Source organism: Streptomyces olivaceoviridis (genome assembly GCF_014650115.1).
Lineage (GTDB): Bacteria > Actinomycetota > Actinomycetes > Streptomycetales > Streptomycetaceae > Streptomyces > Streptomyces olivaceoviridis.
The window spans coordinates 57,378-70,425 of the sequence record NZ_BMUI01000008.1; the positions used below are offsets into that span (position 1 = coordinate 57,378).

Here is a 13,048-nt window from a genome sequence, read left to right on the forward strand (position 1 = left end):
CGCCACGATGGGGCTCCTACGACCCCCAGGCCGACCCCAGGCAAGGAGCCTCGCCGTGACCGCAGTGCACCCCGCCCCGCGCCGCGCGCCGCGCCGCGTGCCGCCCGCCCTCTTCGCCGGCGTGGTGGCCGTGGGGCTGGCCGTGTCGGCGTGGGGCGCACGCGACCGCACCACCTGGTTCCTGGAGACGGTGTGGGCGCTGGCCGGACTGCCCCTGGTGGTGCTGCTCTGGCGGCGCTTCCCCCTGACCGGGCTGCTGTGCGGACTGCTGACCGCGCACGCGCTGGTCCTCGCGGTCGGCGGGCACTACACCTACGCGCAGGTCCCGGTGGGCGACTGGGTGCGCGACACCTTCGGCCTCGAGCGCAACCCGTACGACCGGTTCGGCCACCTGATGCAGGGCTTCGTCCCGGCCGTGCTGGTCCGTGAACTGCTCAGCCGCACCTCGCCGTTGCGCGGCAGCCGCTGGCTGGCGCCACTCACGGTGTGCGCCTGCCTGGCCTTCAGCGCCTGCTTCGAGCTGCTGGAGTGGCTGGCGGCCGAGATCGGCGGCCACGGCGCGGACGCGTTCCTCGCCACCCAGGGCGATGTGTGGGACACCCAGTGGGACATGTTCTGCGCCCTGATCGGCTCGGTCCTGTCCCTGCTGCTGCTCAGCGGGACGCACGACCGGCAGCTGAGGGCCCTGGCGGCCCGCCGGTCCTAGCCGTCCGTGCGGGACGTGTGCCGGCGGCGGGCCCACAGCGGCAGGCCGTACCAGCACAGCAGGTACCAGGCGACGACGGCCGCCACCAGGTACGGCACATAGCCGTCGTGGGTGGCCACCCGGAGGATGAGCAGCAGGGACGACGTCATCGTGGCGAGCAGCAGGACCAGGCCGACGAAGGTCATCCGGGACGCCAGCCGGACCGCCTGCGGCTTGACCCGGCGGCCGGAGACCAGGCGGTGCAGGGACACCGGTCCGATGAGGGCGCCGGTCGCGCAGGCGCCCAGGACGACGGTCACGATGTAGATGACCTGGTCGACGGGGGCGAGCTGCGCGTACTTCGGCTGGAAGACGACGGTCAGCAGGAAACCGAAGAGGATCTGCACCCCCGTCTGCGCCACCCGGACCTCCTGGATGAGCTCGCCCCACATCCGGTCGGCCCGCTCCTCCTCGGTCTCGTTCCGCCCTCTGCGCCGTCCTGCCTCCGTCATGCGATTGCGTGTAACCGCCCGGCCGTCCCTTCAAACGGTCCGCAAGCCCGCGGCTACCAGCGGTGCTCGACCTGGTCCTTGATCCGGCGGTCGTACAGCTCGCGGATCGCGGTGGACGTCTCCGGCGGCAGCGGCGGCAGCTTGGCCGCGGCGGCGTTGGCGCGGGCCTGCTCGGGGTTGCGGGCGCCCGGGATCACCGTGGTCACGCCGTCCTGCTCGATGATCCAGCGCAGCGCCAGCTGGGCCGGGGTGTACCCCTCCGGGGCGAGCGCGGCGAACTCGGCGGCGGCCTCGACGCCCGTGCCGTAGTCGACGCCGGAGAAGGTCTCGCCCTGGTCGAAGGCCTCGCCGTGCCGGTTGTAGGTGCGGTGGTCGTTGGCCGCGAACACCGTCTCCTTCGTGTACTTGCCGGACAGCAGCCCGGAGGCGAGCGGCACGCGCGCGATGATGCCGACGCCGGCCGCGCGGGCGGCGGGCAGCACCTCGTACAGGGGCTTCATCCGGAACGGGTTGAGGATGATCTGCACGCTCGCCACGTTCGGCCGGGCGATGGCGGTGAGCGCCTCGGCACAGGTCTCCACGCTCACGCCGTAGGCGGCGATCCGTTCCTCCTCGACGAGGGTGTCCAGGGCGTCGAACACCGCGTCCGAGGAGTAGACCGGGGTGGGCGGGCAGTGCAGCTGCACCAGGTCGACGCGGTCGACGCCGAGGTTGCGGCGGGAGCGGTCGTTCCAGGCGCGGAAGTTGTCCAGGACGTAGTTCTCCGGGACCTGTTCGACCCGGCGGCCCATCTTGGTGGCCACCAGCACGTGCAGATCGGGCCGGCCGCGCAGGAACGAGGCGATGGTGGCCTCGCTGCGCCCGTCGCCGTACACGTCGGCCGTGTCGAAGAAGGTCACCCCGGCCTCGGCCGCCGCCTCCAGGACGGACAGCGCCTCCTTGTCGTCCACGTCGCCCCAGTCGGCGCCCAGCTGCCATGTGCCGAGCCCGACCACCGATGCCCACTGACCCGACCTGCCGATTACGCGTTCGTCCATGCCGTCAGTCTGTCATCCGGCCGGGGAGCCCGCGTCGGCGGCCACCCCGGCGGTGGCCCAGGCGGAACTCCCCGGGCTTCCGGACGAGATGGACCCCTGCCGCACGGCGCTCACCGACCGGCTCCGCGAGATCACCGCCGGGGGTCCGCCCCGGCCGGGTCCCGCTGGTCGGCACCGGGTGTCAGCTGCGCCTGGACGGCGGGTCCGTAGCGGTCGGCGAGGGCGTCGGTGTCGGTCTCGCGCAGGTGGGGGCCGCGGGCGACGCCGTACATGACGCCGAGGCCGACCAGGGCGGCGACGGCGAGTTCCGCGCGCAGGCCCGCGTCGGGGCCGGCGAGCCGGGCGGCGAGGCGTTCGGTGACCTGGGCGCGGAAGTTGGCGCGCAGGACGTCGCCGTGGTCGCCGTGCAGCGGGGCGAAGGCGATGCGCAGCAGCGGGTCGGCGCCCCGCTCGCGCTGGCTGGACACGACGTGCCGGACCATGTGCCGGCCGAGTGCGTCCAGCGGCGCGTCCAGGAGGGCGTCGGCGTCGGTGTCGAAGGACATCACGCGGGCGAACAGGGCGTCCTTGTTGCCGAAGTACTTCAGGATCAGCGGCGGGCTCACCCCGGCGCGCTCGGCGACGGCCTTGAGGGTGATGTCGGCGTGCGCGTGCCGGGCCAGGAGGTGGCGGGCGGCCTTCAGGATGGCGGCCTTGGTGGCCTCGGCGTCCCGGCGTGCGGGGGCGGGCGCCTGACCGGGTGGCGTGGTCATGGTCCTCATGCTCCCTCCATCGCCTCGTCACGGGCGCCCCGGGTGCCGCTCCGGGCCCGCCGGGTGCCCGGCGCGGGGCCGTCGCCGGGGATGGACAGGGCCGCCGTGCAGGCCGCGAGGGCGACGGCGCCCGCCATGGCGAAGGCGAGCTGGTAGCCGTGCAGGCTGGGCACGGGGACGCCGCCGAGGGGGCTGCTGTGGTGGACGAGGACGGCGGCGACGGCCGCGCTGGAGACGGCCTGGCCGATGGTGCGCATGAGGACGTTGACGCCGTTGGCGGAGGCGGTCTGCGCGGCCGGTACGGCGCGCAGGATGAGGGTCGGCAGCGCGGAGTAGGCGAGCGTGGTGCCGGTCGCCACCACGGTGGCGCCGAGGATGATCATCCACAGGTCGCGGCTGTCGGCGATGCGGAGCGCGTACCCGCAGGCGATGACGGCGGCGCCCAGCGCGAGCGTGATCCGGGGGCCCCGCGTGGCCGATATACGGGCCGACAGCGGGGAGAACAGCAGCATGGTGACACCGCCGGGCAGCAGGCAGAGGCCGGTGGCGACGATGGACAGGCCGAGGCCGTACCCGGTGGCCTTCGGTGCCTGCACCAGCTGGGCGGTGACCAGGGAGTTGGCGTAGAAGGCGAACCCGATCAGCAGGGCCGCCACATGGGACAGGCCCACCCGTGGCCGGGTGACCAGCCGCAGGTCGACCAGTGGCCGTGCGGTGCGCAGCTGCTGCCGGCACCACAGGGCGAGCACGACGGCCGCCCCGAGGAACAGTCCGAGGACCCCTGCGCTCCCCCAGCCCCAGGTGCCGCCCTGGGAGACGCCCAGCAGCAGGCAGACCAGGCCGGCGGCGAGGCCGAGGGCGCCGAGGACGTCGAACCGGCCGGGTTCCCGCACCGGCGACTCCTTGACCGCCCACCAGGTCGCCGTGACGCCCGCCGCGCCGAGGACGCTGGTCAGCCAGAACATGGTGTGCCAGTCGGCGTACTGCACGACCAGCGCGGCGAGCGGCAGGCCGAGCGCGGCGCCGATGCCGACGGTGGAACTCATCAGCGCCACCGCCGAGCCACGGCGTTCCGGCGGGAGTTCGTCGCGCAGGATGCTGATGGACAGCGGGACCACCGAGGCGGCGGCGCCCTGGAGGGCGCGGGCGGCGATGAGGACGCCGATGTCGGAGGAGAGCGCGCACATCACGGAGCCGACGGTCATCAGGGCGAGCGCGGCGGTGAGCACCCGGCGCTTGCCGTACATGTCGCCGGCCCGGCCGAGGACGGGGGTGAGGACGGCGCCGGAGAGCAGGGTCGCGGTGACCGTCCAGGAGACGGCGGCGGCCGACGCGCCGGTGAGCCGGGGCAGGTCGGGCAGGAGCGGGACGACCACGGTCTGCATGACCGCCATGAGGATGCCGCCGGACGCCAGCACGGGAATGGTGAGCCGGTCGCGCAGCCGGGGCGACGGGGATATCGGGGCGGGCTGGTCCATCGGCGCTCCTGCGGGCGGCACGGTGACGGGGTGAATACTCATTCACCATATCGAGTGAATGGGAATTCACCAACGTTTCCTGGCCCGAACGGGGAGGCCACGACGACCGGGTGCGGGCGGCCGGACCTCAGGCCGGGTTCTGCTCCGGGACCGTCAGGCCAGGTTCTGCTCCAGGACCGTCAGATAGGTCCGCATGGAGTGGTCGCGGACGCCGTCGGAGGCGGGCGCGAACGGGTCCGCGGTGTGGCCCCTGGCCCGGTCGCCCAGCGCCGACAGCATGGGCATCGACTCGTGCAGCCGGCCCTTGGAGTCGAAATACCGCAGGGCTCGTACGTGGGTGTAGGCGGGCTCCGGCGGGAGCTGGGCGACGATGTCGTTGTTGTTGACGAAGCGGTACATCCGGCCGCCGAATCCCTCGTGGAACGCCTCGGCCAGCAGCCGGTCGCAGGTGCGGGGCTGGCCGTAGGTGTAGACGCCGTCCGCGGCCAGGTGCGGCTCCTCCAGGTAGAGGCGGGCGCCGGCCAGCATCGCGAGCGCCCCGCCGAGGCTGTGCCCGGTGAAGTAGACGGCCTGGCCGTCGGTGCGCAGCTCGGTGAGGGTGTCGTGGACCGCCGGGTAGACCGGTGCGAGGGCCTCGGCGAAGCCGTGGTGGACGTAGCCGTGGCCGCCGGGTCCGGGCCGGGGCGGGGTGGTGGCGTCGGAGAGCCAGTCCTTGATCTGGCCGGGTTCGGTGCCGCGGAACGCGGTGACGATCATCCGGCCGCTCGCCAGGGTGCAGGCCTGGGTGTCCTGGAGCGGGAAGGGCGGGGTGAACCGGGTGTGGTGGTGCCGCACCTCCTCGAAGCCCCACCGGGCGGCCTGTTCCCCGATGGCGGCCCGGTCCCGGTACGCCAGGTCGGCCGCGCGGGCCAGCCAGTAGGCGCGCCGGAGGCTGTAGCCGGTGGAGGTGTGGTCGAAGGCGACGGGTACGGCCATGCGGGGCTCCTCGGGTGGGGCGGGAGGGAGTGGCTAGTCCCGGCGGGCCGCGGCACGGGCGTGCAGGGCGCGGGCGGCGCGCGGGCCGAGCCAGCGCTTGAGCCGGCGCAACGCCTCCAGTCGTCCGGCCGCCTTGTCCAGGCCGTAGTAGAGCTGCGGCGGGACGTACGGCAGCAGGGGCGAGTGGCGCTGGCCGAGCAGGGCGAACATCCGGTGCGGGGGCAGCTGGACGTAGCGGGGCAGGTTCTCGTACCACTGGGCGCTGTAGCGGGCCGCGCTCTGCACGGACAGCAGTTCGGCCTGGCGCCGGCGCTGGTAGGCGGCGAGGGCGTCGGGCAGGTCCGCGTGTGCGCCCAGGGCGTCGGCGAGGCACATGGCGTCCTCCAGGGCGAGGGTGGTGCCGGCGCCGATGGAGTAGTGGGTGGTGTGGGCCGCGTCGCCGAGCAGGACCAGGTTGCCGTCGTGCCAGGTCTCGTTGGTGAGGGTGCGGAAGGTCAGCCAGGATGCGCCGGAGCGGGCGGTCAGCCGGTGGCCGTCGAGGACATCGGCGAAGAGCTTCTCCAGCAGGGCGAGGCACTCCCCCTCGTCGGCCCGGTCCAGGCCGAGGCCGGTGAAGGTCTCCGGGGAGCACTCGACGACACAGGTGCTGTGGTCGCCGCTGTAGCCGTAGCCGTAGGCCCAGATCCAGCCGTGGCCGGTCTCGGTGAAGGCGAAGGTGAAGGCGTCGAAGACCTTGCTGGTGCCGAGCCAGATGTAGGGGTTGCGACCGGAGGTGATCCGGGTGCCGAAGTGGCCGGCCCGGCGGGTGCGCAGGGCGCTGTGCACGCCGTCGGCCGCGACGACCAGGTCCGCGCCGGCGGGCGGTTCGGTGAGTTCGCTCTCGTACTCCAGGCGGACGCCCAGGGCGCGGGCCCGGGCGGCGAGCAGGTCGAGCAGGCGGTGGCGGCCGATGCCGAAGCCCTCGTCGCCGTGGTGCCGGGTCGTCAGGTCCCGTACGTGGGCGACGCCGTCGCTCCAGCGGACGGAGTGCTCCTCGATCGCCCGCGCCGATGCGGGGTCGTGGGCCTGGAGCTTGTCGAGGAGGCCGCGCCAGTACGTCACGCCCCAGCCGTAGGTGGAGCCCCGCGGGTTGCGTTCGTGGACGGTGATGTCACGGGAGGGGTCCTGCCGCTTGAGCAGGATGGCGAGGTACAGACCGGCGGGCCCGCCTCCGACACAGATGATCTTCACGCGCACACCCCTGACAGTCACCTTACGTGGTCGATCGGCACCGGAGAGTAGCAGGGTGGGGGACGCGCCCGATCGCGTCAGTCTGCCGCGGTGAGCCGCGCCACCCGGACGGACGGCAGCCGGAAAGGATCGGCGGGAATCCGGTCGGCCGGGCAAGGAATTCCCCGTTCCGGGGCGGACCACACCGTCGTCACGGCAAGATCATCTTGGTTCAACTCTGTACGACATGTGGCTGATTGTCCGGATCCCGGCCAACCGGTTCCGCCCGATTTCTCCCGCTCCCCGACCTCCCGATAGGCATGCGTCGTCACCACCGGGACCACTCCTGAGGAGGACCCGCATGCCCGACATCACCCGGCGCCGCGCGCTCACCGCGGCAGCCGCCGTCGCCGCGACGGCCTCGGCCGCCCCCCTCGCCGCGCCCGCCGCGCCCGGCTCCTTCGACGAGGTCTACAAGGGCCGCCGGATACAGGGCCGTGAGGCGAGCGGCGGCGGGCACCACCACGGACACGGCGGCGACTACGCCGTGTTCGTCGACGGCGTGCGGCTGCACGTGATGCGGAACGCCGACGGCAGCTGGATCAGCGTCGTCAGCCACTACGACCCAGTGCCCACCCCGCGCGCCGCCGCCCGTGCCGCGGTGGACGAGCTCCAGGGCGCGCCGCTGCTGCCGTTCCCCGCCAACTGACCGCCCCCGCAAGGACTTCCGGAGCACCGCGCACCATGACCGTACGCAAGAATCAGGCCACCCTGACCGCCGACGAGAAGCGCCGGTTCGTCGCCGCCGTCCTCGCACTCAAGCGCAGCGGATACTACGACGACTTCGTCCGCACGCACAACGAGTTCATCATGGCGGACACCGACGGAGGCGAGCGGACCGGCCACCGCTCCCCCTCCTTCCTGCCCTGGCACCGCAGATTCCTGGTGGACTTCGAGCGGGCGCTCCAGTCGGTGGACTCCTCCGTCACGCTGCCCTACTGGGACTGGAGCACCGACCGCACGGTGCGGGCCTCGCTGTGGGCGCCGGACTTCCTCGGCGGCACCGGGCGCAGCACCGACGGCCGGGTGATGGACGGCCCGTTCGCCGCGTCCACGGGGAACTGGCCGGTCACCGTGCGCGTCGACGGCCGTACGTTCCTGCGCCGCTCGCTCGGCACCGGTGTGCGCGAGCTGCCCACACGCGCCGAGGTGGAGTCGGTGCTGTCGATCGCGACGTACGACACGGCGCCGTACAACAGCGCCTCGGACGGCTTCCGCAACCACCTGGAGGGCTGGCGCGGGGTCAACCTGCACAACCGCGTCCATGTGTGGGTCGGCGGGCAGATGGCCACCGGGGTCTCCCCCAACGACCCGGTGTTCCGGCTGCACCACGCCTATGCCGACAAGCTGTGGGCGGAGTGGCGGCGGCGGCACCCGGGCGCCGCCTACGTGCCGGCGGGCGGCACACCGGACGTGGTGGACCTGAACGACACGATGAAGCCGTGGAACACGGTGCGCCCGGCGGACCTGCTGGACCACACCGAGTACTACACGTTCGACGCCTGATCAGGCGTCGGCGGTACGGCACTCCGGATGGCCCCAGCCCTGCGCGTTCTTGGCGATCTTCTCGCCGGCCGCGTAGGACCGTCCGCACAGGCAGCGGCCGGGGAACTTCGCCTTGATGGTGCGGGCGGACGCGGTGCCGCCGGCGCGTGCGGCCGCGGTGGCACCGGTGCGGCGGGGCGCCTTCTTGCGCGCCGCCCCGGCGCCCGCCGGGGTGTCGGGCGACGGCGGGGGCTCCGGCGAGCCGAGCGCGCTGCCGGCCGCTTCCTGGACGGAGGCCGCCTGGCTGGCGGCGCGGTCGGCGAAGTCGTTCAGCGGGTCGCCGTCGACCTGGTGGGCGGGGACGTAGCGGAACTCGACGGACCGGCCGCCGAGCAGTTCGTCGATGCGGACCACCAGGTCCTGGTTGGCGACGGGCTTGCCGGCGGAGGTCTTCCAGCCGTTGCGCTTCCAGCCGGGCAGCCAGGTGGTGACGGCCTTCATCGCGTACTGGGAGTCCATCCGGATCTCCAGCGGCACGTCCGGGTCGACGGCCGTGAGCAGCCGCTCCAGGGCGGTCAGTTCGGCGACGTTGTTGGTGGCCCGGCCGAGCGGGCCCGCCGCCCAGCGGGCGGGGGTCCGCTCGTCGTCGTCCGAGACCACCCACGCCCATCCGGCCGGTCCGGGGTTTCCCTTCGAAGCCCCGTCGCACGCGGCCACCACACGTTCACGCATGTGCCCGATCATGCCATGGCCGTGCGGAGCGCTGTTCCGGGACCGGTCAGACGTCCTTGACCTTCGGCATCTCGCCCTCGGTGGTGGTGATGTCGATCACCGAGAAGTTCGCGCCCTGCGGGTCGCTGAGCGCCGCGAACCGGCCGAAGGGGCTGCTCATCGGCCCGAAGCGGAGGATACCGCCGAGCTTGACGGCCCGGTCGACGGCCGCGTCGCAGTCGTCGACGGTGAAGTAGACGTTGATGTACGACGGCACCTCGGGCGGGAAGTCGTCGGTCATCCGCATCCGGCCGAGGACGGTGTCCTCGCCGACGTCGAACATCCGGAAGTCCACCGCGTCGTCCTCGATCTCCTTCATCCGGTACGGGAAGACCGCGGCGAGGAAGGCGTCCGCCTGTTCCGGCTCCCTGGTGAAGACCTCGGCCCAGCAGTAGGCCCCGGGCGTGGCCGTCGCCTCGAAGCCCTCGTGGGTGCCCGCCTGCCACACGCCGAACACGGCTCCGCTGGGCTCCCGGGCCAGACACATCGTGCCGAACTCACCGACCTGCATCGGCTCCATCAGCACCTCGCCGCCGTTCTCCCGGATCTTCTCCGCGGTGGCTGCGGCGTCCGGCGAGGCGAAGTACAGGCACCACTGCGACTGGCCCTCCTGACCGGGCATGGGCGGGACGACCGCCGCCACGGCCCTGCCGTCCGCGTAGGCCTGGGTGTAGTGGCCGTACTCCGACGACGACTCGCCGAAGGTCCAGCCGAGGACGTCGCCGTAGAACCGCTTGGCTCCCTCGACGTCACTGAACATCGCATCGGCCCAACAGGGCGTTCCTTCGGGTTGCACGGCCATGCTGGCGACCCTCCTGAGGTGGTGTGTCCCGTTTGTTCACGCTAGTCATCAGGAGTCCGGCCCGCGCGCCGAGCCGGGAGCCGCGATTCGGTCGACAGCGGGGCCCGCGTCCCGCTGTGATGGGCCCGGTGAACACCGTCAGGATGCGTGAGGGCGAGGTCGCTGTCGACGCGGCGCTGGTCGGCCGGCTGATCGCCCGGCAGTTTCCCGGGTGGGCGGCGCTGCCCGTACGGCGCGTGGACTCCTCCGGCACGGAGAACGCCATGTTCCGCCTGGGCACCGGCCTGGTGGTACGGCTGCCCCGGCACCCCGGCGCCGTCGCCGACGTGACGCACGAGCAGCGCTGGCTGCCCCGTCTCGGCCCGCTGCTGCCGGTGGCCGCGCCGGAGCCGGCCGGGCTCGGCGCGCCCGACGAGGACTTCCCGTGGCCCTGGTCGGTGTACCGCTGGCTGGACGGCCGGAACCCGGTCGCCGGTGCCGTCGCGGAGCCCGCGTGCCTCGCCGAGCGGCTCGGGGCGTTCGTGGCGGCGCTGCGCCGGGTCGACCCGCACGACGGGCCGCCCGGCCCCCGGGGCGTGCCGCTCACCACCCGGGACGAGCCGACCCGGGCCGCGCTGGGGCGGCTCACCGAGCTCACCGACCGGATCGACGCGGCTGCCGTGACGGCCCTGTGGGAGGAGGCGCTGCGGGCCCCGGCCCACTCCGGTCCGCCGGCCTGGGCGCACGGGGATCTCTCCCCGGGGAACGTGCTGGTCGACGGGGACGGGCTGGGCGCGGTCATCGACTTCGGCTGCGCCGGCGTCGGCGACCCGGCCGTGGACCTGATCGTGGCCTGGAACCTGCTGCCCGCGTCCGCCCGGGACGTCTTCCGCGAGGCCGTCGGCGCGGACGACGCGGAGTGGGCGCGCGGGCGGGGCTGGGCGCTGTCGATCTCGCTGATCCAGTTGCCGTACTACCGGCACACCAACCCGGCCCTGGCGGAGAACTCCCGGCATGTGATCGCCGAGATCCTCGCCGAGGCCGGGCGACGGTGACGGCGGCCGGCCGGGCGTCGCGCTACGCGCCCGCGTACGCCTCCTCCAGCGCGGCGGCGTCCAGCTTGCCCATGCCCATCATGGCCTTGGTGGCGCGCGCGGCCTTCTCCGGGTCGGGGTCGGCGACCATGTCGAGCAGCTGGGCGTAGACGACCTGCCAGGAGACGCCGTACTTGTCCTTGAGCCAGCCGCAGGGTCCGCCCTCGCCGCCGTTCTCGGTGAGCTTCGTCCAGTAGTGGTCGATCTCCTGCTGGTCGGAGCAGAGGATCTGGAACGAGACCGCCTCGTTGAAGGTGAACTCGGGGCCGCCGTTGAGCGCGACGAACTTCTGGCCGTTGGCCGTGAACTCCGCGGTCAGCACCGAGCCGGCCGGCCCGGGGCCGCCCTCGGGCCAGCGGACGACGCGCCCGAGCGCGGCGTCCTTGAAGACGGACACGTAGTGGTGCGCGGCCTCCTCCGCCTGGCCGTCGAACCAGAGACAGGTGGTGAATCCGGCGGTGGTCATGAGCGCCTCCCGAGGCGTGAACGAGGGGGTGGAACCGGGCGTGGAACGCCGTCGTGTGCAGGGACCGCTCCCCCACGCGAAACTCATCGGTCCGCCCCGCACCTGCCGGAAGGACGCCCGGACGCGGACAGCCGGTCAGGCAGCCAGGCACAGTCCCTGGTACGGCCGGTTCGGCGCGGCGACGGCCCGGCTCGGCGCGGTGGCGGACCGGTGCGGTGCGGCGGCGGGCCGGTGCCGCTCGGCCGTGCGCCGGACCAGCTCGCCGTGCGCCAGCGACAGCAGGTCGCCGAGGCCCAGGCCGAGCGCGTGGGCCGCGGCGGCCAGCACCTCGGACGAGGCCTCCTTGCGGCCCCGCTCGACCTCCGACAGGTAGGGCAGCGAGATCCGGGCCGCGTCGGCCACGTCCTTGAGCGTGCGCTCCTGCGCCTGCCGCTCCCGGCGCAGCACCTCGCCGACCAGATCCCGCCACAGAGGCTCCCGGGGCGCGGGTTCGCCGTCCGGCGCGTCCGGGCGGACGGGCGCCGGCCGCAGGGGGATCACTCGGGCTTCCTCGCTCAGCGGGTTGCTCATCCCGTCAGCCTAGAAGCGGTACGGTGCGGGACAAGGGCGCGGCGTTCCGCCCTCAGGGAAACCCGGGCCGGACCGTTCGTTTCTCGCCACTGCGGCACGGCGTACGCATGCGCCCCGTCACCGGGGGTACTCGCGCCGTGAGCGGCTCCGCGGGAGGAATGACCCGCCGCACATCGGGTACCCGCAGGGACGCGTCCTGTGCCGGGAGCCACGAAGCTGCCGTGCAGGAAGACGTCGAACCGTGACTTTCGTGGGAGAGGCAATGAACACCGCCGCCGGGATCCGGTCGCAAGCAGAGGTCGTCGAGCAGACCGAGCAGGACAGGACGGGCGAGGGATCACTGCCTGGCATCACGGACCCCGCGTCCGTCGCCCCGCGGGACGCACGGGAGCTGTCCCGCCAGTTCTTCCGCCGGCTGACCGAGCTGGAAGAGGGGACGCACGAGTACCAGTACGCGCGCAACACGCTCATCGAGATGAACATGTCGCTGGTGCGGTTCGCGGCCGGACGGTTCCGGGGCCGTGGCGACGACATGGAGGACATCGTCCAGACCGGCATGATCGGCCTGATCAAGGCCATCGACCGGTTCGAACTGGCACGCGAGGTCGAGTTCACCTCCTTCGCGCTGCCGTACATCGTCGGCGAGATCAAGCGGTTCTTCCGGGACACCACCTGGGCCGTCCATGTGCCGCGCCGGCTCCAGGAGCTGCGGGTGGAGCTGGCCAAGGCGCGGGAGGAGCTGTCCAGCCGCCTGGACCGGGACCCGACGGTCGCCGAGCTGGCCACCCTCATGAACCTCTCCGAGAAGGAGGTCGTCGAGGCCCAGCTCGCCTCCAACGGCTACAACTCCGCCTCCCTGGACGCCGCGCTCACCGGAGACGGCCCCGAGGACGGCGAGGCCGTGCTCGCCGACTTCATCGGTGTGGAGGAGGAGGGGCTGCGGCTCGTCGAGGACTTCCACGCGCTCGCCCCGCTCATGGCGGAGCTGAGCGACCGCGACCGGCAGATCATCCACATGCGGTTCGTGGAGGAGGCCACCCAGGCGGAGATCGGAGAGCGGCTGGGGTGCTCCCAGATGCACGTCTCCCGGCTGATCAAGCGGATCATCACCCGGCTGCGGCAGGGGATGCTGGGCGAACTCGGCTGTGCCTGACACCTCGGTCGGGCCGACGC

15 protein-coding genes are annotated in these 13,048 nt (G+C 73.0%); 5 read left to right on the plus strand and 10 right to left on the minus strand.

From position 1 onward, the window contains the following. Positions 1–55: 55 nt before the first annotated feature. Positions 56–706 carry a DUF2238 domain-containing protein gene (locus IE273_RS17345; protein ID WP_373309364.1) on the plus strand — a complete coding sequence of 217 codons (651 nt, stop codon included), beginning with the start codon at positions 56–58 and terminating at the stop codon, positions 704–706. On the opposite strand, the gene IE273_RS17350 is transcribed toward IE273_RS17345, so the two are convergent. The 6 genes from IE273_RS17350 to IE273_RS17375 all read right to left on the minus strand — a co-directional run bounded on the left by IE273_RS17350 (position 703) and on the right by IE273_RS17375 (position 6,675). Next, on the minus strand, positions 703–1,197 hold the full coding sequence (locus IE273_RS17350; protein WP_189816087.1) for a DUF6328 family protein: 495 nt from the start codon (positions 1,195–1,197) through the stop codon (positions 703–705). The genes IE273_RS17345 and IE273_RS17350 overlap by 4 nt on opposite strands. Positions 1,198–1,250: 53 nt before the next feature. Further along, complete coding sequence (locus tag IE273_RS17355; protein WP_189816088.1) at positions 1,251–2,234, minus strand: aldo/keto reductase; 984 nt, start codon at positions 2,232–2,234, stop codon at positions 1,251–1,253. 131 nt (positions 2,235–2,365) lie between these two features. Beyond that, positions 2,366–2,995 carry a TetR/AcrR family transcriptional regulator gene (locus IE273_RS17360; RefSeq protein ID WP_189816089.1) on the minus strand — a complete coding sequence of 210 codons (630 nt, stop codon included), beginning with the start codon at positions 2,993–2,995 and terminating at the stop codon, positions 2,366–2,368. Then, entirely contained in the window at positions 2,992–4,464 is a 1,473-nt protein-coding gene (locus IE273_RS17365; RefSeq protein WP_189816090.1) for an MFS transporter, read from the minus strand. Before IE273_RS17365 ends, IE273_RS17360 begins: the two co-directional genes overlap by 4 nt. 153 nt (positions 4,465–4,617) lie before the next feature. After that, entirely contained in the window at positions 4,618–5,439 is an 822-nt protein-coding gene (locus tag IE273_RS17370) for a lipase family protein (RefSeq protein WP_189816091.1), read from the minus strand. A gap of 33 nt (positions 5,440–5,472) precedes the next feature. After that, positions 5,473–6,675 carry an FAD-dependent monooxygenase gene (locus IE273_RS17375; RefSeq protein WP_189816092.1) on the minus strand — a complete coding sequence of 401 codons (1,203 nt, stop codon included), beginning with the start codon at positions 6,673–6,675 and terminating at the stop codon, positions 5,473–5,475. A 334-nt stretch (positions 6,676–7,009) separates the two neighbouring features. Between IE273_RS17375 and melC1 the strand changes: the two genes are divergently transcribed. Both melC1 and melC2 read left to right on the plus strand, forming a co-directional pair. Then, a complete protein-coding gene (gene melC1, locus IE273_RS17380) occupies positions 7,010–7,357 on the plus strand; it encodes an apotyrosinase chaperone MelC1 (RefSeq protein ID WP_189816093.1) in 348 nt (115 codons plus the stop codon). 35 nt (positions 7,358–7,392) lie between these two features. Beyond that, positions 7,393–8,214, plus strand: coding sequence for a tyrosinase MelC2 (gene melC2, locus IE273_RS17385; RefSeq protein ID WP_189816094.1), 822 nt, complete (start codon positions 7,393–7,395; stop codon positions 8,212–8,214). Here melC2 and IE273_RS17390 read toward each other — a convergent pair whose 3' ends face one another. Continuing rightward, positions 8,215–8,937, minus strand: coding sequence for a ribonuclease H family protein (locus tag IE273_RS17390; RefSeq protein ID WP_189816095.1), 723 nt, complete (start codon positions 8,935–8,937; stop codon positions 8,215–8,217). Between the two features lie 34 nt (positions 8,938–8,971). Then, positions 8,972–9,766 (minus strand): VOC family protein, encoded by a 795-nt coding sequence (locus tag IE273_RS17395; RefSeq protein ID WP_189816096.1) that lies wholly within the window; start codon positions 9,764–9,766, stop codon positions 8,972–8,974. Between the two features lie 119 nt (positions 9,767–9,885). Between IE273_RS17395 and IE273_RS17400 the strand changes: the two genes are divergently transcribed. After that, a complete protein-coding gene (locus IE273_RS17400; RefSeq protein WP_189816317.1) occupies positions 9,886–10,800 on the plus strand; it encodes an aminoglycoside phosphotransferase family protein in 915 nt (304 codons plus the stop codon). A 22-nt stretch (positions 10,801–10,822) separates the two neighbouring features. On the opposite strand, the gene IE273_RS17405 is transcribed toward IE273_RS17400, so the two are convergent. Beyond that, positions 10,823–11,305 carry a VOC family protein gene (locus IE273_RS17405; protein ID WP_189816097.1) on the minus strand — a complete coding sequence of 161 codons (483 nt, stop codon included), beginning with the start codon at positions 11,303–11,305 and terminating at the stop codon, positions 10,823–10,825. A gap of 135 nt (positions 11,306–11,440) precedes the next feature. Beyond that, complete coding sequence (locus IE273_RS17410) at positions 11,441–11,875, minus strand: helix-turn-helix domain-containing protein (protein WP_229887268.1); 435 nt, start codon at positions 11,873–11,875, stop codon at positions 11,441–11,443. A gap of 262 nt (positions 11,876–12,137) precedes the next feature. On the opposite strand from IE273_RS17410, the gene IE273_RS17415 reads away from it, so the two are divergent. Beyond that, a complete protein-coding gene (locus IE273_RS17415; RefSeq protein WP_189816319.1) occupies positions 12,138–13,028 on the plus strand; it encodes an RNA polymerase sigma factor SigF in 891 nt (296 codons plus the stop codon). Positions 13,029–13,048 lie beyond the last annotated feature (20 nt).